This window comes from Aeromonas sp. sia0103, assembly GCF_963895295.1.
Taxonomy (GTDB): domain Bacteria; phylum Pseudomonadota; class Gammaproteobacteria; order Enterobacterales; family Aeromonadaceae; genus Aeromonas; species Aeromonas encheleia.
This window is the reverse complement of the sequence record NZ_CAWQKG010000022.1, coordinates 422439-442592: the sequence shown is the minus strand read 5'-3', so window position 1 is coordinate 442592 and position 20154 is coordinate 422439. Positions and strand designations below refer to the sequence as shown.

The 20154-nt window shown below is 60.7% G+C and carries 20 protein-coding genes, 1 tRNA gene, 1 pseudogene and 1 riboswitch; of the genes and pseudogenes, 8 read left to right on the top strand and 14 right to left on the bottom strand.

Translation table 11 applies throughout. The features are described 5' to 3' along the window. Positions 1-72 precede the first annotated feature (72 nt). On the bottom strand, positions 73-882 hold the full coding sequence (locus AACW18_RS10450; RefSeq protein WP_218388589.1) for an SPOR domain-containing protein: 810 nt from the start codon (positions 880-882) through the stop codon (positions 73-75). Positions 883-1375: 493 nt separating this feature from the next. Beyond that, positions 1376-1465 (bottom strand) — tRNA-Ser (locus AACW18_RS10445). A gap of 387 nt (positions 1466-1852) precedes the next feature. Here AACW18_RS10445 and AACW18_RS10440 point away from each other — a divergent pair. After that, a complete protein-coding gene (locus AACW18_RS10440; RefSeq protein WP_218388588.1) occupies positions 1853-2770 on the top strand; it encodes a L,D-transpeptidase family protein in 918 nt (305 codons plus the stop codon). 21 nt (positions 2771-2791) lie between these two features. After that, the gene (locus AACW18_RS10435) at positions 2792-3778 is read left to right on the top strand and encodes a DUF481 domain-containing protein (protein ID WP_218388587.1); all 987 of its coding nucleotides are present in this window, start codon (positions 2792-2794) and stop codon (positions 3776-3778) included. A gap of 92 nt (positions 3779-3870) precedes the next feature. Here the strand turns inward: AACW18_RS10435 and AACW18_RS10430 are convergent, their stop codons facing one another. The 3 genes from AACW18_RS10430 to AACW18_RS10420 all read right to left on the bottom strand — a co-directional run bounded on the left by AACW18_RS10430 (position 3871) and on the right by AACW18_RS10420 (position 6433). Next, positions 3871-4593, bottom strand: a complete 723-nt coding sequence (locus tag AACW18_RS10430) for a MaoC family dehydratase (RefSeq protein ID WP_218289937.1) — start codon at positions 4591-4593, stop codon at positions 3871-3873. A 254-nt stretch (positions 4594-4847) separates the two neighbouring features. Beyond that, entirely contained in the window at positions 4848-5795 is a 948-nt protein-coding gene (rlmF, locus tag AACW18_RS10425) for a 23S rRNA (adenine(1618)-N(6))-methyltransferase RlmF (RefSeq protein ID WP_218388586.1), read from the bottom strand. 149 nt (positions 5796-5944) lie between these two features. Further along, on the bottom strand, positions 5945-6433 hold the full coding sequence (locus AACW18_RS10420; RefSeq protein ID WP_042653950.1) for a C40 family peptidase: 489 nt from the start codon (positions 6431-6433) through the stop codon (positions 5945-5947). 275 nt (positions 6434-6708) lie between these two features. Between AACW18_RS10420 and AACW18_RS10415 the strand changes: the two genes are divergently transcribed. Continuing rightward, a complete protein-coding gene (locus AACW18_RS10415) occupies positions 6709-7431 on the top strand; it encodes a 4'-phosphopantetheinyl transferase family protein (protein WP_218388585.1) in 723 nt (240 codons plus the stop codon). Beyond that, positions 7428-8276 carry a tetratricopeptide repeat protein gene (locus AACW18_RS10410; protein WP_218388584.1) on the top strand — a complete coding sequence of 283 codons (849 nt, stop codon included), beginning with the start codon at positions 7428-7430 and terminating at the stop codon, positions 8274-8276. Before AACW18_RS10415 ends, AACW18_RS10410 begins: the two co-directional genes overlap by 4 nt. Positions 8277-8408: 132 nt before the next feature. Here AACW18_RS10410 and AACW18_RS10405 read toward each other — a convergent pair whose 3' ends face one another. Together AACW18_RS10405 and ribB are read right to left on the bottom strand one after the other, a co-directional pair. Next, on the bottom strand, positions 8409-8651 hold the full coding sequence (locus AACW18_RS10405; RefSeq protein WP_042653953.1) for an Lpp/OprI family alanine-zipper lipoprotein: 243 nt from the start codon (positions 8649-8651) through the stop codon (positions 8409-8411). Between the two features lie 223 nt (positions 8652-8874). After that, positions 8875-9528 carry a 3,4-dihydroxy-2-butanone-4-phosphate synthase gene (gene ribB, locus AACW18_RS10400; protein ID WP_042653954.1) on the bottom strand — a complete coding sequence of 218 codons (654 nt, stop codon included), beginning with the start codon at positions 9526-9528 and terminating at the stop codon, positions 8875-8877. Positions 9529-9633: 105 nt separating this feature from the next. Next, positions 9634-9793, bottom strand: a riboswitch (FMN riboswitch). Between the two features lie 199 nt (positions 9794-9992). On the opposite strand from ribB, the gene purU reads away from it, so the two are divergent. After that, a complete protein-coding gene (purU, locus tag AACW18_RS10395; protein WP_042653955.1) occupies positions 9993-10829 on the top strand; it encodes a formyltetrahydrofolate deformylase in 837 nt (278 codons plus the stop codon). A gap of 64 nt (positions 10830-10893) precedes the next feature. Here the strand turns inward: purU and AACW18_RS10390 are convergent, their stop codons facing one another. Further along, positions 10894-12162 carry a DUF945 family protein gene (locus tag AACW18_RS10390; protein WP_218388583.1) on the bottom strand — a complete coding sequence of 423 codons (1269 nt, stop codon included), beginning with the start codon at positions 12160-12162 and terminating at the stop codon, positions 10894-10896. Between the two features lie 195 nt (positions 12163-12357). Beyond that, positions 12358-13839 carry a cardiolipin synthase gene (gene cls / locus AACW18_RS10385; protein WP_042653957.1) on the bottom strand — a complete coding sequence of 494 codons (1482 nt, stop codon included), beginning with the start codon at positions 13837-13839 and terminating at the stop codon, positions 12358-12360. A 96-nt stretch (positions 13840-13935) separates the two neighbouring features. On the opposite strand from cls, the gene AACW18_RS10380 reads away from it, so the two are divergent. Continuing rightward, complete coding sequence (locus tag AACW18_RS10380; RefSeq protein WP_042653958.1) at positions 13936-14478, top strand: DUF1439 domain-containing protein; 543 nt, start codon at positions 13936-13938, stop codon at positions 14476-14478. 4 nt (positions 14479-14482) lie between these two features. Here AACW18_RS10380 and AACW18_RS10375 read toward each other — a convergent pair whose 3' ends face one another. Continuing rightward, the gene (locus AACW18_RS10375; protein ID WP_042653959.1) at positions 14483-14923 is read right to left on the bottom strand and encodes a GNAT family N-acetyltransferase; all 441 of its coding nucleotides are present in this window, start codon (positions 14921-14923) and stop codon (positions 14483-14485) included. Between the two features lie 449 nt (positions 14924-15372). Here AACW18_RS10375 and AACW18_RS10370 point away from each other — a divergent pair. Continuing rightward, positions 15373-15690 (top strand): annotated as a pseudogene (locus AACW18_RS10370) (alpha-amylase); the annotation flags it as partial. 157 nt (positions 15691-15847) lie between these two features. Next, positions 15848-16603, top strand: a complete 756-nt coding sequence (locus AACW18_RS10365; RefSeq protein ID WP_218388694.1) for a lytic transglycosylase domain-containing protein — start codon at positions 15848-15850, stop codon at positions 16601-16603. A 287-nt stretch (positions 16604-16890) separates the two neighbouring features. On the opposite strand, the gene aqpZ is transcribed toward AACW18_RS10365, so the two are convergent. The 4 genes from aqpZ to AACW18_RS10345 form a co-directional block, all read right to left on the bottom strand. Beyond that, on the bottom strand, positions 16891-17580 hold the full coding sequence (gene aqpZ, locus AACW18_RS10360) for an aquaporin Z (protein WP_042653962.1): 690 nt from the start codon (positions 17578-17580) through the stop codon (positions 16891-16893). 272 nt (positions 17581-17852) lie between these two features. Beyond that, positions 17853-18386, bottom strand: coding sequence for a crossover junction endodeoxyribonuclease RuvC (gene ruvC / locus AACW18_RS10355; protein WP_218388582.1), 534 nt, complete (start codon positions 18384-18386; stop codon positions 17853-17855). Between the two features lie 197 nt (positions 18387-18583). Then, positions 18584-19492 carry a Gfo/Idh/MocA family protein gene (locus AACW18_RS10350; RefSeq protein WP_218388581.1) on the bottom strand — a complete coding sequence of 303 codons (909 nt, stop codon included), beginning with the start codon at positions 19490-19492 and terminating at the stop codon, positions 18584-18586. A gap of 51 nt (positions 19493-19543) precedes the next feature. Next, a complete protein-coding gene (locus tag AACW18_RS10345) occupies positions 19544-19783 on the bottom strand; it encodes a hypothetical protein (protein ID WP_218388580.1) in 240 nt (79 codons plus the stop codon). Positions 19784-20154: the final 371 nt, after the last annotated feature.

Below are 20154 nucleotides of genomic sequence, written 5' to 3'. Positions count from 1 at the left end.
ATAGGATGGGGCAATGGTGCGAATGCTCGATCATGACCCGGCTCGGCCGAGCCACATCCCCCACTCTCAGGCCTATTGCTTCAATTCGTTCTTCACCTGGGCAAATGACTTGGGCCAGGGCCCCGCCTTCTGCAGGGCAGGCGACAGCTTGCGAATGGCCGCCAGCGCCTGGCTCATGCTGGTATGCTCCCCCTTCAACACCACATACCAGGGGCTGCCGTGGAACTTGGTCTGATAGATCCACACCTTGCCAGCGAGCCGGTTGGCGAGCACAAACTGCTCTATGGCCGCCAGGCTGCCTGATCCCATCAACTGGACGCTGAGGTGGTTGCCGTTCTTCTGCTGCAGGACCTTGGCAGGCGTCAAGCTCACCTTGCCGGGCGCCTTGCCTTGCGGCTTGATCTCAGGCTTGGGAGCTGGCTTGGACACCGACTCCGGAGGCACCGACGGCTTGGCCGCAGGCTGAGCGGCAGAGGGCGGAGTGCTGGCGGTTATCAGCATGGGCGGCTGAGCCACCACCTTCTCGTCGGCCGCTATCGATACGGCCGCGCTCGGCTCGCCCAGCATGGGGGTGGGAATCGCCTCGTCGGCCATCCCCTCTCCCTGCACCCCATCAGACCCGATACCGGCCGTCAGCGCCGACAGGGGCAAGCTCGCCTCATCCGGCTGGCTCGAGGTTGCCGCGGCGCCACTGGCCCGGGGTGCGGACGAGAGGGGCTCTGCTGGCGTGGGGACCTCGACGGCCGCCTCGGGCTCGCTCTTTCGAGCGGCCGGGTCCGCATAGCTCAGCACCAGGAAACACAAAGCGCCGGCGGCCAGACCGAGCCCAATCTGGCGAATGAGAGAAGGGGTAATGCAGTTGCGCAGATGGCATTCGGTCATCATGTCCTCCAGGACGTCATGAGAATGGCGAGGTGACCACCGGTGCTGCAAAGAGGCATCATGGCCAGCAGCTCGTACGGCAGGGGATGGATATCGGCAGCGAGCGCGGCCCCTGACCGGGGTGGGCCTTGGGCTCGTGCATGTCGCTCAGCGTCTTGGCGGGATGGAAGATAGACGGGAATGACTGCGCCGGCAGCCATCTCTGTTTGTTATTCGTTACACCGCATAAACGCCGGAGCACCATACCGGGGGTGCGCTGAACTTGGCCTGAATCCTCCGACTATCCACAGGGCTCAGGCCGCTTCTAGCCGATTGTTTCGCCTGGTATTTGCCTCGGCTCACCCCGATGAGCGCTCTTCTGCATCCCATGCGCCTATGAGAGTAAGGGATGGGCCGTTCTGTGGGGTTCAACGAGCCGGCATGCTGGCAGAAGCGGCGGAAAACAAGCAGACAACAAAAAGCCCAACCTGTTGTACAAGTCGGGCTCAGAAGATGGCGGAGAGACAGGGATTCGAACCCTGGGTGGCATTGCTGCCACAATTGATTTCGAGTCAATCCCGTTCGGCCACTCCGGCATCTCTCCGCGGGCCCTCATATTGACCCAACCCGAGTCGGGAAATCAATGTAAATATCGTTGAAGATCATACGACTGACTATTAAACAGCCAGCCCGTGGCGGATCGCTCCCCTCCCCCGCCATCGTACCCTGGTCGCACATCGGCCATGCCACCCCTGGGTCAAGATGTGACTCTTCCCCGCCGGCGTCAGCGGCCATCAGTCGACCCGCGCTTATCCCCGTTTCGCCGAAAAAGCGGGGCCTGCGCGGTGAAAGGGGGTGGTGGGCTATGCCCAGCCGGCTCGGCAGCGCCTCAGCCCGGCGCTGGTAATCCCGGGACTATTGGTTACAATCTCTGCTCATTTTTTGGGAGGGAGCGCTTCCCTCAAGACAAGACTGACAGATAGGAAAAACCATGTTGTATCCACGTATCGTCTCACTGCTGCTGGTCGCCACCAGCCTCTGGGCCGCGCCGGTCTGGTCCAAAACCTATCCCCTCCCGCCGGCGGACAGCCGCCTGATCGGCGAGCTGGAAGATTACATAGTGCAACCAGGGGATCACCTGGAACTGGTCGGCAAGCACACCCAGATTGGTTTTCTGGCCTTGCTGGAGGCCAACCCTGGGGTAGACCCCTATCTGCCCACCCCAGGCACCCGGCTGACCCTGCCGACCCAGATGTTGCTGCCCGATGTGCCGCGGGAGGGGATCGTCATCAACCTGCCCGAGCTGCGGCTCTACTACTTCCCCAAGGGCAAGCAGGAGGTGATGGTGCTGCCCATCGGCATCGGTGACATCGGCCGCGAGACGCCGGAGATGACCACCACCATCATCGCGAAGAACCCGAACCCGACCTGGGTCCCCGGCCCCATGGTGCGCAAGTCCTGGTTGGAGCAAAAGGGCATAGATCTGCCGGTAGTGGTGCCGCCCGGACCGGACAATCCGCTGGGCAATTTCGCCATGCGCCTGGGCTACGGCCAGCGGGACTACCTCATTCACGGCACCAACAAGGATTTTGGGGTCGGTCTGCGGGTCAGCGCGGGCTGTATCCGGTTGCGTCCCGACGACATCGAGACCCTGTTTAACTTGGTGCCGGTCGGCACTCAGGTGCGGGTAATCAATCAGCCGGTCAAGATGGCGGTGGAGCCGGACGGCCGACGCTGGCTGGAGGTCCACTCCCCGCTCTCCCGTACCGAGGAGGAGATGGCACAAGGCGCCCCCCTGGTGCTGTCAACCGAGGTCGAGCAGTTCATTGCCGCTCCCGAGGTGGACAACACTCAGGTGACGGCCCTGCTCGACAGCAAGAGCGGGCTGCCCCAGCCCATCAGCGGCTGAGTGCTCACCGGCATGGCGGTGATGAGACAGGGCCTGCTAAGCCTGCTGCTCCTGTGCGCCAGCACGACGGCGATGGCCGACATCCTGTGGATGCGCAACGGCGATCGCCTGACCGGCGCCATAGAGGAGATCACCGACGAGCAGATCAGCATCAAGCCGGCTTACAGCCAGGCCCTGACCATCCCGCGTGATGCCATCAAGCGCTGGCGGCTGGACAAACAGGAGCAGCCGAGGCCGTTGACCAGGACCGGGATCCCCTTGCTGGACACGCCCGACGGGCTCAATGCCTGGCTCTTGAGCGGCACCGGTGATCTGAACATCAAGTTGAAGGAAAACGACAAGAAGACCAACAACGTCAACCTCAAGGTGTCGACCGAGCTGGCCAATCTGGACTGGCGTTATACCCTGGATGGCGAATACATCTACGAGACGGCGAACAGCATCACCGACAGCCATGAATACACCCTCAGCCCCAAGCTGGACTTCTTCTTCGATGAGCACTGGTTCCTGCGATCCTCCCTCGATGCCGACTACAACCTGATCGACAGCAACTATCTGGAGCTGAGCTATGCCTCTGGCCCGGGTTACCGCTTCTGGAACGACAAGCAGAGGCGACTGGAGTTTATCAGTCAGCTGGGCTTGCAGCGTTCCTACTTCACCCCCGAGGTCTGGAGCGATTCGGTTCTGTTCGATGAACGTATCATCAACTACCCCTTCATCAACCTCGGCTGGGACTATCGTCAGCCCATCTCCGTCTGGCAGCAAAGATTCGAGTTGTTCAGCAAGGGAACCTACGAGAAGTTTATCGATCAACCCTCTCCCTACCTGACCAGGAATCAATCCGTCAACGGCAGCCTGGGGCTCAGGTACTACTTCAACGACCACCTGCGCCTCTCCTGGTCGAGTGAACTGAGCTGGGACGATAACTGGCTCGAATATGGCGGAGATCAGCAGAGTCTGGATGACAAGGAGTGGCGCCATACCATCACCCTGGGTGCCAGCTTCTAACGCTGACCTGGCCCGCCACGGGCACCCAACCCGGAAACGACACAGGCCCACCTAGGTGGGCCTGTGTTTATCTGCAGCAAACGGGACCAGGGTCAGAAATAGACTCGGGTGACCGATTCGATGACGCAGCCGGGGCGGCGAATGCCCTCTATCTCTATCTTGATCTCTTTGAGCAACTCGAGCCCGCCCTTGATCGGCGTCACGCGGGAGAGCCTGGTGCGCGCACGGATGTTGCTGTCCACCTTGATCGGATAGGGGAAACGCACCTGCTCCAGGCCGAAGTTCACCACCATGCGGGCGCTTGGAAACTCCGGGGTCGCCTCATCCACCGAACCGGTCAGCTGGGGCAGCAGGGCCAGGGTCAGGAAGCCGTGGGCGATGGTGGTCTTGAACGGCGATTCGGCCGCCGCCCGCTCGGGATCGGTGTGGATCCACTGATGATCGCCGGTGACGGCGGCAAACTGATCGATCAACGGCTGGCTGATCTGCAGCCACTCACCGACATGAGTCTCTTCCCCGATCCGGGTCTGCAGCTCGGCGTACAGGCTGGCCGCCTCACCATCCAGCTCAATCAGGTCGTCCTCGGCCAGGGCCGGCTGGCTGTTGACCGCCTGGGCCTGGGATCTGCCCCGTCGCCGTACCAGCTGATGGTCGGCCTGCAGGTCGAGCACCCGTCCCAGCAAAGGGTGAAGGTGTGCCTTTTGCTGAAACTCACGCCAGTAGTCGCGGATCGCCGGAGAGAGCCAATCCTTGAGCTCAAAGGGGTGTTGCGCCAGTATCTCGCGCTTGTGCTTCAGAAAATCGACAACTTTCATTTACCGATCCCTATTCGATTCCATGCCTGTAAAGAGGTCTAACCAGTCCCATTTTATGAAAGTTTCAATGGTAAGTACAAAAAAATCTCGGCGTACAACTGTACCGGGGGTGAGAGTGATCACTAACCGGAAGGCTGAATGGGGGCTGTTCTGGCGGGAAAAACGATTATCTTGATGGCAACGTCACGAGAGCAGAGCGAATCCGAAAAGGGCTCTGCTCGACCTGTTTCTGCCATCAGAGCCCCGTTTCTCGATCATTTTTTCCCGGCAGACCACCAGTGACCATGAGCCTCGGCCTCCAGGAAGCTCCATGCCAGGATCCGGCTCACCTTGTTGCCCTGGGCCATGTCGAGCACCCGCACCTGGCGTGCCCCGGCCTGGGCCAATGCCTTCTTGGCGGCAGGCAGGTTCTCTTTCTTCGACACCAGCGAGCTGAACCAGAGGCACTGGGTGGCGAACTCCTTGCTCTGGTCTACCATGCCCGCCAGAAACGCCGCCTCGCCCCCCTCACACCAGAGTTCGGCCTTCTGACCACCGAAGTTGAGCAGTGGCGCCCCCGTCACCGCCTTCCCGAGATTGCGCAGCTTGCGCTCCGTGCCCTTGCTCGCCTCGGCCAGCGACGCGTGAAACGGCGGGTTGCAAAGCGTCAGGGCGAAGCGCTCCTTCGGGCCGACAATGCCACGAAAGATGTGTTTGGGGTTGGCCTGATGGCGGCATTCGATCTGCCCCGCCAGGCCATTGCTGCCCGCCAGCAGGGTCGCCGCCTTGACCGACACCGGGTCTATATCCGAGCCCACGAAGCGCCAGCCATATTCACGGGCCCCCAGCAGTGGATAGATGCAGTTCGCCCCCACGCCAATGTCCAGCACCCGCACCCCCTTGCCCGTCGGCACCTGGCCCGCGCTCTCGGCCAGCAGATCCGCCACCCGGTGCAGATAATCCACCCGCCCCGGGATGGGGGGGCAGAGGTAGCCCGGCGGCAGATCCCAATGCTTGATGCCATAGTGCAGCGCCAGCAGGGCGCGGTTCAGCGCCTTGACGGCGGCAGGATCGGCGAAATCCAGGGTGCGGGTGCCGTGCTCATTGATGAATACGAAGGGCAACAGCTCTGGCGTGCGCTGACAGAGCGCGTCGAAGTCGTAGGGCGCCTGATGGCGGTTGCGCGGATGCAAGCCGGATTTGCGATCGGAGTGGGTCTTCATGCTGAGTCTGCCGAGGAACGGGGGGCCACACTATAGAGAGTCGGCCCCGGAAAGTCTAAACGACGGCCATAAAAAACCGGGCTGCCTGAGCCCGGTTCAAGTGAGGTTGGAAAAACAGTCCGTACTGCGAGCCGTTTGTCCAGCCTGACTCAGATCTCGATCCGGCGTGCCTGCCAGAATTTGCCGCGCCAGTAAGCGTTGTCCAGTCTGGAGCGGGTGACCCCGGCCCGGGTGGAGGCATGGATGAATTCACCGTTGCCGACATAGATGCCCACGTGGTTCAGACGCTTGCTGATCTTGAAGAAGACCAGATCCCCTTCCATCAGATCCCGTTTGGCTACCCGGGTCCCTTCGTGTACCTGGGAGCGAGTATCCCGTGGCAGCTCGATGCCGACCGCATTGCGGAACACTTCACGGGCGAAGGCAGAACAATCGATACCGCGTTGACTGCTCCCGCCCATGCGGTAGGGAACACCACGCCACTCTTTATATACGGTCAGGATTTCGTTTACATCGGGTGTCTGCGAAGCTTCCGGTTCAACCACGGGTTCCATCATGGAAACTTCGATCTTGCTCGCGACCTCGGTCTGGGGTGCCGAGGCACAACCCACCATTCCGAGCGCGACCAGCAGTAGCATCAGGTGGCGCAATCCTTTATCCCCGCAAAAGAGTAAACATTGTTAAAATACGGCCGTAGAGGGCAATTTATAAGGCAACAGCACCCGACTATATCCAAGAATTCTATCGAGGCAAGTGAAAATCCCTATCGACATCACATTTTCGCAAGGAAATGCATTATTTTTCATAATTAATGTGATCATGCCCAAACAATATACAATCGCGAAAGTGGCCATCAGGGCCAGTTAAAACTGATTTTTATCGCTGCTTCACCCCCTTTTTTAAGTGAAAAATTATGATCTCAGCGGATCTCTATTTGTTAAAACCGGCTCAGATCTGTGCCGAGCAGCTGAATACGCTGCCCCATGAACTCTCCCGGGAAGAACATCAGCTCTGGCACTCTATCCAGCAGCCAAACCGCCGGCAGGAGTACCTGCTGGGCCGGGTGCTGCTCCGCCGTCTGCTGGCCGAGCGACTCCACTGCCCTGCCGATGAACTGGTGTTTTGTACCGGCCCTCACGGCAAACCCGTCTTGTGCGACGAGAGTTGGCAGTTCAACCTCAGCCACAGCGGCGACTGGCTGGTGCTGGCACTCTGCCAGGAGGGACCGCTCGGGGTGGATGTCGAGATGGGACTGCGCCGCCGCCAGATCCTGCCGCTGGCCAGACGCTTCTATGCAGCCAGTGAATACGCATGGCTGCTCTCCCTGCCTGCGCAGGCGCAGGAATCGGCCTTCTATCGGCTCTGGTCACGCAAGGAGGCGGTACTGAAGGCCCAGGGGGATGGCATCGCCGCCGGACTCGACAAGCTGTGTTTTGTGCCCGAGGAGGGGTGGCGGCTGGATAATCGGCTCGATGCCCACACCTATCAGGTGCAAGACTGGCCGCTCGACGGCGGCTGGCTCTGCCTCGCCGCCCCGACCCGCAACGTCAATGGCTACCTGCTGGACGAGCGCTTGAAATCCACCCCCCTAGACCCCATGTTAACTCACACCATTTTTCGAGAGTCAGCCTCATGATCGTCGACATCAATCCCCAGAACTTTCACGCCGAACTGATCGATGCGTCCATGAAGAAGCCGGTCGTCATCTATTTCCACGCTCCCCAGATGCCCGAATGCCAGGGCATGACCCCGCTGGTGGAGAGCCTGGTCGGCCCGGCCAATCCCCAGGTCACCCTGGCCATGGTCGACATGAATGATCCCCAGCTGCAGCCGCTGGCCAGCCAGCTCGGTCTGCGCGCCCTGCCCGCCCTGGTGCTGTTCCATCAGGGCCGCCCGGACGAGCAGGCCATCCTGGAAGGCCCGCAGGACGAAGCGACCCTGCGCCAATACTTCGCCGCCTTTGCCCCCAAGGAAGAGGAGTTGCTACTCGAACAGGGCCAGCAGGCACTTGCCGAAGAACTGCCCGATGCAGCGCACGCCCACCTCACCAAGGCCCATCAGCTGGCGCCGAGCCGACACGACATCAGCCTGTGGCTGGTGCAGGCCGCGCTGGATCTGAATCTGCTGGATGAGGCACAGGCGCTGCTCGCGACCATCCCCATGGTGGCGCAGGACGATCATTATCAGACCCTGAGCTCCCGACTGGCGCTGGCACTGCAAGCCGCCGACAGCCCCGAGCTGCGCGCGCTGGAGCTTCGTCACGCAGAGAACCCGGACGATGCGACCCTCACCCAGGAGCTGGCGGTACAGTACAGCCAGGTCGGCCGGCAGGAGGAGGCATTGGCGCTGCTGTTTACCATTCTCAGACGCGATATGGCGTTTGGCGATGCCAAGAAGATCTATCTCGATATCCTGACCACCATGGGTGCCCATCCGGCGGCGCAGAGTTATCGTCGCAAGCTCTATAGCCTGCTTTATTGATCGATGAAGAAATCAGGGGATGCCGAGCAATCGGCATTGCCTTGTTCAGGCAGGAAGTGCGGTAATAAGGGAAATGACAAATTTCAGGCAAAAAAAAATGGCGCATTAAAATGCGCCATTTTTTCGCATGGATTACTTCTTGTAGGAAGTAGCCATGTTGTCGATGCGCTGGTTAGCACGCGCAGCTTCTTGATTAGCAGTTGCGATATCAGCAGCCATCTTGGATTGATCAGCACGAACTGCGCTAACATCTTGAGCCAGTTGGTCAACTTTGTTAGACAGATTCTGAACGGAGGTTTCCAGTTCGCTGGTGTTCGCACAACCGCCCAGCAGGGCAGACAGACCAACAACACCTACCAACAACAATTTTTTCATTTTTAAAGCTCCCTTTAACTCGCCAGACGTTTAGCAAGCGGCGTGATTATGGCACAAATAAATACGAGTTTGGATAGGCCCCACCACAGATAAATGCATTAAAACTCTCATTTTTTTTTAAACGTACACTTTTTGTGCAAACTTAAGTCAAAAACGAGTGCTCTGGATGAGGTTCGCACCAAGCGTAACCAAAAAATGTACTTATTACAATTTCGTATGAAGCTCAGGCTGAACGTTCTGCCAATAATTGACGGTATTGCACCAAATCTTCGATGGTCAACACCGGCATCTGATGCTGGCGACCAAATTCCACCAGATCGGGCAGCCTGGCCATGGAGCCATCCAGCTTGGTCAGTTCGCACAGCACCCCGTACGGTTTGAGTCCAGCCAGCTGCATCAGATCGACCGTGGCTTCGGTGTGACCACGCCGGGTCAGCACGCCACCGGTGCGAGCCCGCAACGGGAAGACGTGACCGGGACGGTGCAGATCCGATGGCTGGGCGCCGTCGGCGATGGCGGCCCGGATGGTGGTGATGCGATCGGCGGCGGAGACCCCGGTGGTAACGCCCTGGGCCGCTTCTATGGTGACGGTGAAGGCGGTCTGATAATGGCTGGAGTTCGCCTCCACCATCATCGGCAGCTCGAGCTGGCGTACCCGCTCATCGGTCAGGCAGAGGCAGACGATGCCGGAGCATTCGCGGATCATCATGGCCATCTGTTCGTTGGTCATGGTTTGCGCGGCGAAGATGAGATCCCCTTCGTTCTCGCGATCTTCATCATCGGCCACCAGCACGCCACGGCCGGCACGCAATGCGGCCAGCGCCATTTCGACACGGGTAATGGGATCACCAAATTCACTGAGTAGAGACTGATTCATGGTAAGACTCCTAAATAAGACAAGGACCAGAATCAGGGCATGGAAAGGCAGACAGAAGTAGGTATGCGGCAGCCAGCCCTAGGAGGGCCAGACTGGCAAACTCTGTCTTATCCTCTTTCATCCGGACTGTGACCGTCGGCTCCGGCATCTCACCGGATCTGCTGACCCCGGCCCCGGTTCTACACCAAGGTCGGGCGCTCGCGGGCTCCCCGAGTCAGATCGGGATACCGCCGGTGGGGAATTTCACCCCGCCCTGAGAATAAGCACCGATAGCCTAAAGAAAAAAAACCTGGGATACCAGCGCAAAACCCATCAAGGATAAATATGGGCCCCGCTGGTATCGACTTGATCTGACGGCGCACGGCGCGCTGTCCTTTCTGATTTTGTTTATGGCATAGTGCCTGAAAAAACGCGCAGCCCGCGCAGACTCGGGCGCCAACACCACAAACGGAATCATGACAGAGATGGAAAAGAAAATACTGCTGACGGATTGCCCCGACGCCAAGGGCCTCATCGCCAAGATCACCAACATCTGCTACAAGCACCAGCTCAACATCAACAAGAACGACGAGTTCGTGGACCACGAGAACGGTCGTTTCTTCATGCGCACCGAGCTGGAAGGCCGCTTCAACGATGAGACCCTGCTGGCGGATCTCGACGACGCCCTGCCGGCGGGCGCCCAGCGCCGCCTGGTCAAGGCGGGCAAGAAGCGGATCGTCATCCTGGTGACCAAGGAGACCCACTGCCTCGGCGACATCCTGATGAAGAATTACGCCGGTGCGCTGGACATGGACATAGTGGCGGTGATCGGCAACTACGACACCCTCGCCGAGTTGACGGGCAAGTTCGAAATCCCGTTCCATGCCGTGAGCCACGAGGATCTGAGCCGCACCGAGCACGAAGAGCAGGTGCGCGCCATCATCGACGGCTATCAGCCGGATTACGTGATCCTGGCCAAGTACATGCGGGTGCTGACCCCGAGCTTCGTGGAGGCCTATCCGCGCAAGCTCATCAACATCCATCACTCCTTCCTGCCCGCCTTCATCGGGGCCCGCCCCTATCGCCAGGCATTCGATCGCGGGGTCAAGCTGATCGGTGCCACCGCCCACTTCGTCACCGACGATCTGGATGAAGGTCCCATCATAGAGCAGGACGTGATCCACGTCGGCCATGCCTTCAGCGCCGACGACATGGCCAAGGCCGGCCGGGATGTGGAGAAATCCGTGCTGAGCCGGGCGCTGGAGCTGGTGCTGAACGAGCGCGTGTTCGTCTACGGCAACAAGACGGTGGTGTTCAAGTAAGCCGCGGCGCACCGAACACCCAACAAAAAAGGCTCCACAAGGAGCCTTTTTAATTAGCAGGATGTCATTCGTGCAGCGCCAGGCCGTTGATGGTGGCCACGCCCTTGTCGAGCTTCAGCTCGGCACTGAGCTGTTCAGGCTCCGCCTTCAGATAACCCTGGGCGGTAAACTGCGCCAGCATGGGTGCCAGCTGCGGGACGGCCTTGCCCAGCTGGTCGCCGAGTTTGGCATGGAGCAGACCGGACAGGGCCTGCATCCCCTCCTCGCTGCCTACCAACTGCTCCAGCGAGGTCGGTGCCAGCTTGACCTCCCCCTGCAGGCTGACGGGTTCACCATTGAGCTGGGCGCTGAGATCCGTCAGCTGCAGCGTGGCGCCGCGTTGCAGCATCTTGTCCAGGGCCTGCTGGATGGCCACCTCATCCACCCGCTGGCCGCTGACCTCCTGCAAGGCCTGGTAGCCTTCCAGATCCAGCCCCTTCAGCTCCAGGTTCAGGTTGCCCTGCGTCAGCGCCAGGGTGTCGCTCTCATTCTCCAGATTGAGGGTCGCCACTTTCATCTGATAACGGCTGGAGAGCGTCTGGGCATCGTCCCCCACCAGCTGGGTGGTCGTGCTCATCCCCTGCAGGGAGACCCTGACGCTCTCCGGCAGGGTCAGGGAGAAGGCAGACAGGGTTGCGTCGCTGCGGGGGGAGAGCCAGATCCCGCTGATCTCGGCCAGATCGGCGCTGCCCTTGAGATCCGCCAGCACCATGTCCAGCTTGCCCTGTGCCTCATGCAGCGTCATCCCTTGCCACTGGAAGACCACATGGCCATTGCCCTCCAGATCGCCGCTGTAGGTACCGGTCATGGGCAGGAAGCTTAACTCGCTGCCCCCGTCCTTGAGCTTGAAGTCATTGGCCCAGAAGCGGGCGCTGTTGCCCATGGTCCAGAGGCTGCTTGCCGATTCCATGCCGACTTGCCACTGCTGCATGCCGAGCGCGGTGAAGACCGGCGCCAGGGTGCCTTGGGCGGTATCGAGCAGCAGATGGCTCTTAATATAGAGCGGCAGGATGCGGTTGTTGAAGCTGAGCTGCACCTCGATGGGCTCGCTCCCTGCCAGCTGGGGATCGAAGCTGGCCAAGGTCTGCGGCGTCACCACCACCTTGAGCACGCCGTCGCGGCTAAACAGATTCTGGCTGGACGGGATCCAGCTCAGCTCGATGCCGCTCTCCTGTTTGACCTTGATGATCTGCTCGGCCAGGGTCTGGTCGAAGCTATTTCCCGTGTACCAGCAGGCACCCAGCCCGCCCACCACCAATGCCGCACCGACGGCCAGCGCCACTCTCTTCTTCATCTTGATGTCATCTCCAAAGGCTCATTGGCGCACTCTACGGGGCAGAGGTGCGATGAGGCAAGCCCCATGCCGGGTCGAGGCTTATTATCTTGTGTCATAACAAGGGGCTAAGCGGACCGATCAGGCCCCTCGCCTGCCGCTATCTGCAGCGGTAAGCGACGCGTCAGCCACCAGGACACGAGCCACTGGCCTGCGTCAAAGCAGGGGGCTGAACATGTAGAAGATGTTCTCCAGCAATTTCTTGTACCAGGGGCGGGCCCGCCACTTGACCAGCGACATGGGGGTCGCCTCCAGCATGTAGCCCTGCACCAGCTGATTCATCTCGGCCACGAACGCCGGGTTGTCGATGAGCAGGGTCACTTCGAAGTTGAGCCAGAGGCTGCGCCGATCGAGGTTGACCGTCCCCACCAGGGCGAAGTCGTCATCCACCAGCACGCTCTTGGTGTGCAGCAAGCCGGCATCGTAGCGATAGATCTCGACCCCGGCCGCCAGCAGATCTTCCATGAAGGAGTTGCTGGCGTGGTTTGCCATCAGGGAGTCGTTGCGATGGGGCAGCACCAGCTGCACCAGCACGCCGCGGGCCGCCGCCGAGGAGAGCGCCGCCGCCAGCGGATCATCGGGCACGAAATAGGGGGTGGTCAGCACCAGATGGTGGCGCGCCTGGTAGATGGCCAGCAGCAGGCTCTGCTGGATGCAGTCGCCGCCGACGAAGGGGCCTGAGGGGATGAGCTGGGCCCGGTAGTTGGTCTGCGGCCAGGCTTCTGGCTCGTGCTGCAGGCTGTCGAGCAGGCGCTCACCCGTCTCCATCTCCCAGTCCCAGACGAAGGTGGACCACATCAGCGGCACCACGGGCCCCTGCACCCGGATCATGATGTCGACCCACTGGCCCACGCCCGCGTCCTGCTTGAAGAAGCGGGGGTCCACCATGTTCATGGAGCCGGTGTAGCCGACCCTGTCATCGATCACCACCAGCTTGCGGTGCATGCGCAGATCCTGGCGCTGGAACGGGATGCGCCAGGCACCGACCGGCAGCACCTCCACCAGCTTGACCCCGGCCTTGCGCAGTTGCCGCGGCCAGGCGGAGCGGAAGAAGGTCTTGCTGCCGATGGAATCGAGCAACACGCGACAATCCACGCCGCGTTGCGCCACCTCGATCAGCGCCTCGCACACTGTGTCGGCGTCCCCGCCGGGATGCCAGATGTAGAACTCCAGATAGCAGGATTGGGAGGATTGACGGATGTCGCGCACTATCTCCTGCAAGATGCTCTGTGGCTTGTGCAGCAGCGTCATCCGGTTGCCGGAGAGCATGGGCATGGCCAACCGCCCCTGGATCAGATCGTGCAGCGGCCGCGCCTTGCTGCCCACCTCGCAGCAGTGCTGGGGGAAGAGGCGGGCCAGCTGGCGGATCCAGATAGCATAGGGACGGTACATGGCCTGGGCACGTTCGGCCCGCTTGCGACCGAGCCTTATCTCGCCAAACAGCACATAGAAGCCGACCCCGGCGAACGGGATGGCATAGATGAGCGACAGCCAGGCGAGGGAGACCCCGATGGGGCGCCGTTTCATCACCACTCGCAGCGAGATCCCCGCCACTATCACGGTGTGAAACAGCAGCAGCAGCCAGCCGAGGAAGCGGGAAAACAGCAACTGGATGTCGTATTCCAAACCGTCGAGCAAGGCGATTCCTTGGTGCAATGAACGGATGACGTGGGCAGATCCCGGGGGATCAGAATGGTATGCTGTAGCACAAACCCATTCTATCAGGTCGTTAGCATGATCCTGCAATCTGTGCTGCTGAGCCTGGCCATGTTAGGTCAAGGCTCATATGACATCAATGAGCAGCAGATAAACCAGTACCTGCAATCCCAGGTGCAAGTCGACAAACAGCTGGAATTGCCCGGCATCATCAAGGCCCATGTTCAGCTCGAGCAGAGCGATGTCCAGATCGGGCGCCAGAGCCCGGATACCGCCCGGGTGTTTGGCAAGGGCAAGCTGAAGATCTCCCTGCCGGACCAGACCCAGTACGACGCGCTGCTGAACATGACCTACGAGGCGAGACCGCGCTACGACAAGGCCCAGAGCGCACTGTTTCTCGATAACATGAAGCTGATCGACTACAAGCTGGAGCCGGCAGAGGCCGAGCAGAAGTTCGGTTTCATGCTCAGGATGCTGCTGCAGAGCATGGAGAAGCGGCTGGAGACTCAACCCGTTTATCGGCTCGACGCCAAGGATCCCAATCAGCTCTGGCTCAAGGAAAATCTTGTGGGGCTGGAGCTGTCACCTGGCAAGATCCACCTGCTGACCAAGCCCCAGTAAGCGTTCAGTTGTAAGCCGGAGTATTGGCCTGGCGCACCAGCAGATCGATCTGGTAACCCTGCTCGCGCTGCTGGTGATACAGGGTATGGAGCGGCCCGCCCAGCTCGTGCAGGGGCAGATGGGCGAAGCCCGCCTTGAGGTAGAAGGGTTTCTCGAATGGCAGGGCGTGGCAGACCACCGGCTTGTCCAGCAGATCGTGACAGGCCCGCTGCAACAGGCGGGAACCCAGGCCCAGGGACTGGTAGTGCGGCAACAGCCTGAAACCGCACAGGTGATAGTAATCCTGCTCGTCGCGCAGGCGCACGGCGCCCACCAGCCAGTGGGCATCGCGCACCACGAAGATCCGCTCGGCCAGATCCGGCACATAGTGGGAGAATGTCGTCTCGTAATAGTCCCTGATCAGGGAGAGATCCGCATCGCAGTACTCTTCGAAACTGAACTCCATTGCCCGCCTGCTTGTCACACCCATTTCACCCTTGGCCCAGCGGCCCTCTCTTTTCCATTCATCATCCGTGCCCGGCCGACCTGACAGGTCAGACCACAACCAAGATAACACGCCTTGGCGTCACAAAAAAACGCTGTTATTGATATCACGCACTGTAACTTTAGTAGCCAGCCGAACATTGGCGTCCGGCGCTGCACTTATCCTAGATGCCGGTAAGATGCTGATGGATCCATCCTACCCGTTTTACGCATCTATGCCACAGAAACGCTCTCAAGATACTGATTTAAAATAAGAAGCTTGAAAAGCAAACATTTATTGGCAATGCATCATTTTGGCCAGGCCCAACAAATGGCTTCCCTTGCGCAGCTTTTGGACCGCGCCAACCTGGGTGACACCTCGTCGCAGCCCAGTAGTGCCGCGGCCTGAGTCGGGTGCCTGCCGCGCAACCGGCCATCACCCACGATATTCCAACCAACGACGGTTTTCGCTACCAGATCCTGAACCAGACCGACGAGAGACTGGCCTATGCCTATCTGCTCGGCAGCGGCGACTGCTTCGTGCTGTTCAAGCGTGGCAAGCAGGGGCTGGTCGGCATCAACAAGTGCGACTACGAGCAGGAGTATTGGCTCGATACCGCCAAGTTCGAGCTGGACTGGTATCGCACCTATAGAGACGTGCTCGAGCAGGCGGCCATCCTCAATGTGCAGAGCCAGTGGGTGCGGGTCGCCATCCCGGCGCGCAGCGCCCGGCTCTGGCTGCAGGAGTGAGCGAGCTGACGCCCTGAGCGAAGGCCGCCTGTGTGCGGCCTTCGTGGTTCCCGCTTTTATTGCGGCCCGGCGCCTCGCCGGGCTTGTTCTGCCTCGCCCCTGATGCTTTACTCAACGGGGCTACCGAGGCTTAAGGAGCAAGCCGTTGAAAGCATGGATGTTGCTGGGAGCCATCCCACTGTTTCCCCTGTCCGTCTGGAGCCAGATACCGCCGCCGGCCGAGGTGGTGATCCTGGCTGCCGAGGCACCGCCCTCAGTGCCCACCGTGACGCCTCCCGCACCGCCCGTGGCAGCGCCAGCGATCGTAGCAACGCCAACGGTCGTGGCCGCGGCCCCAGTGCCGGCCTCCCGCCAGATCCAGGTCTACAAGTCGGTGCAGAAGAACGGCGTGATCCGCTACTCCGACATCATGCCCGATCAGGGTCACTACGAGCTGCTGCTGTTCAACGACTGCTACGCCTGCGATCCCGCTTCCAAGGTCAACTGGCGCACCACAGGCCTCTTCCTCTATGACTATGCCAGCACCATCAAGGCGGCGGCCAAGACCTACAGCGTCGATCCCGCCCTCATCCGCGCGCTTATCCACGCCGAATCTGCCTTCAACCCGCTGGCCGTCTCCCGCAAGGGCGCCATGGGGCTGACCCAGCTGATGCCAGCCACCGCCCGCGAGCTCGGGGTGGGCAACGCCCTGCTGGCGGAGCAGAACATCTTCGGCGGGGTGAAGTACCTGGCGGGCTTGCTCAAGCAGTATGACGGCAACATCTCTTTGGCCACCGCCGCCTACAACGCCGGGGCCGGTGCGGTGCAGAAGCACGGCGGCATCCCGCCCTATGCGGAGACTCGCGCCTACGTGGAGCGAGTCAAACTGCTGCACCAGCGCTACCGGGATATGCTGAGCGCCCGGGGCCTGTAAAGCATCAACATTCCCCCACTATCCCCGATACTGAGACCCGCCCCCATATGGTGGAGCGGGTACAGCTGCTACACAGGCGCTACAAGGAGCTGCTAAGCGCCCGGGGCCTGTAAAGCCCACATTATCCCGCCCTATGCCGAGACCCGCTCCCATGTGGTGGCGCAGGTGCCACTGCCACACCGGCGCCACAAGGCGCTGCCAAGTAGCTAGGGGCCTGTAAAACCCACAACCCCATAAAACAAAAAACACGCCCGAAGGCGTGTTCTAGAGCGGCATGTTGCGCGAACTTATTTCTGCTCGGTCGCCACCATGCGATAGGCCAGAGCACCCAGGATGCCGCCGACGATGGGGGCAACCCAGAACAGCCACAGCTGGCTGACGGCCCAGTCACCCACAAACAAGGCGACACCTGTGCTGCGCGCCGGGTTGACCGAGGTGTTGGTCACCGGAATGCTGATGAGGTGGATCAGGGTCAGGCACAGACCGATGGCGATCGGTGCGAAACCGGCTGGCGCGCGGCTGTCGGTGGCGCCCATGATCACGAACAGGAAGAAGCCTGTCATCACCACTTCACACACCAGGGCCGCCAGCAGGCTGTAACCACCCGGTGAATGCTCGCCATAGCCGTTGGAGGCAAAGCCGGCAGTCACATCGAAGCCGGCCTGACCGCTGGCGATCACATAGAGCACGGCACCCGCCGCTATCCCGCCCAGCACCTGAGCCACGATATAGGGCAGCACACCGGAGGCAGGGAAACGACCACCGGCCCACAGGCCCACGGTCACGGCCGGGTTCAGGTGGCAACCTGAGATGTGGCCGATGGCGAAGGCCATGGTCAACACGGTCAGACCAAACGCCAGGGAAACCCCGAGCAGACCTATTCCTACATTGGGGAATGCCGCCGCCAGCACCGCACTGCCACAACCCCCCAGCACCAGCCAGAAGGTGCCCATAAACTCAGCTGCATATGGTTTCACGCTAATAATCTCCCATGATGATGAAATATGAGCCGGGGCTCATGCGGACACTGTCATTAAACAGGCGCCACATTATGGGAGTGTGAATCAAGAAGATGAAGTGAGCCCATTTTGTCTATGAAATGTGACTAACATCACAAGTTATTGATTAATTAAGAGGATTGTCATTATCACGCGCTACGAACCGCACTGGTCCGACCGGAGCCTGCGACAGGCTGCGGCAACAGTGCTGATTTAATCAACAGCGGCGAAACGTTTTGCCGGGCCGGCGCTCAGCGATAGCGGCCGCGCACCGAGCCGGTCACCGAGCCGGTCACCCGCCCCGCCATCTTGATCAGGCTCTGGCGGGTATGGAAGTGGCAGAGCGCCACCCCGAGGGCATCCGCCGCATCCGCCTGGGGCGTGGCCGACAGCTTGAGCAGATGAGTCACCATGTGCTGCACCTGCTCCTTGGCCGCCCCGCCCGTGCCCACCACCGCCAGCTTGATCTGGGTCGCCGAATATTCGCTGACCGGCAGCAGGGCGTTGACCGCCGCGACTATGGCGCTGCCCCTGGCCTGACCGAGCTTCAAGGCCGAATCGGCGTTGCGGGCCATAAACACCCGCTCGATGGCAAACTCGTCTGGCTTGAACTGGGTGATGATCTCGCTCACCCCGTCATACACCTGCTTGAGGCGTGACGGCAGCTCGCCCAAGTCGGTGCGGATGCAGCCCGATCCCAGATACTCCGCCTTGCCTGCGACTATACGGATCACGCCGTAGCCGGTGATCCGCGAACCCGGATCTATCCCCAAAATAATGCTCATGAAACCATCGTTGCTCTAAAGGCAGATCATGGGCGCCAAGATAGCAAACAAGCCCCCGCTTGGCTCGCACAGCCGCAGGCTGGCCCGCTGACTGCGCGCGGAAGCACCATCTTATACAGTGGTATGGCGACGCACTGACCAGTGCGCCCCATCAAGCCGTGGCCCATGCCAGCGTAAATCCCCTCCCCACCCGGGCGTTACTCCCCGGCCAGGGTCACCAGCTGCTCGGCCAGTTGATGGCTGCGCAGATAGCTGTCGATGAGGGCGCCATCGGCCTTGCCCGCCTCAATCTGTGCATACCAGTGCGCCAGCATGGCATTGAAACCGCGCCGCGCCAGCACCGGCTGCCAGTCATCCACCGCAATGGCACTCAGCTGCTTGCCACGGGCGAGGGTGCCCTGGGTGCAGTTCTCCACCTGCAGCGACAGATCCTCGCCATAGAGGCTGATGCGCTCCTCGGTGAGGCCGGCGCTGCGGTTCATGCTGCCGCTCACCGCCGCCTGCCCGCTCTGCCAGGCCACGCTCACCCCGGCCAGCAGCTCGGGTTGCTGGCTACTGCGCCTGAGCACGGCGTGCAGGGGGGCGGTGGGCGCGCCGCCATAGTGGCAGAGGCTGTCGAGCACATGGATAAAGTCATCGAACAGGAACTGACGGGGCAACCCGGGCAGGGCATGACGGTGCTTCTGCCAGTGCAGCTCGGTCACCGGCTGCTGACGAGCGGCCGACAGCACGGGCAGGTAGCGGCGGTTGAAACCCACGAACAGCGGGCAATCCTTCGCCACGGCCAGATTGCCCAGCGCCTCCACCTCGGCGGCGCTGTCACAGAGCGGCTTGTCGACAAAGGTGGGGATGCCGGCGCGCAGGCACTGCTCCGCCAGTCTGCCATGCACGGCGGTGGCGGCATGGATCATCACGGCATCCGGGCGGCTCGCCAGCAGCGCATCCACCTCGGTAAAGCACTCGGCGATCCGGTACTGGCGGGCCAGCTTGTCCAGCACTTCAGGGTTGCGGGTGCAGAGCAGCGGAGTGACTCGCTCGTCGCTGGCGAGCAGCGGCAGATAGGCCTTCTGGGCGATATCACCGAGGCCAATCAGGGCAATGCGCATGGGAACTCCTTGTCATGAGTGCGATAGCCGCAGGGTAACATCCGGCGCTTTCTATTCGAGCTCTTTCCCCATCCCTTTGGCCTGCTCTCTGGCATCCAACCACTTGCCGACTCGGGCACCCAGCTCGGAGCAGAGCATGGCACTGAATGCAGCCCAGAGCAGCTGGTCGAAATCAAAGTTCGCCTGCTTCTCAAACAACAGGGGCACCATGAGGTTGAAAGCTATGATCCCGAGCACCAGCCCGAGCCCGCTTCCCATCTTCTCTCTTCTGGATCTGACTTTAACTGCCATCTATGTCTCCTAATGCAGATAAGCCGGCTGAAGTGTTCGTGAAGGATTCACAAGAGAGGCAACCGTTCTGACTCTCCCCTTATCAATATTATCCGGCAGCACAAGATATCAATGCCGCCAGCGTTCGGCAGCTCCTCTCTAGAATTAATTCACCAACTGCGATGAATGCCATGTTTTATCCTGTAGGTGAATATTTTTTCGCCAATGCCATCGTGATAATGACGTAACGTGCCATCTCCTATTCTCCATCTTGCCGTGCCGCGACCCAATACGGCACAACGGCAGATCTCCCCCTCATAAACAGCCTGACAGCCACTCGCCCCCTTTGTCGTCGAGAAAGAAACCGCTTGGTAACATATTTTAAAAAACGA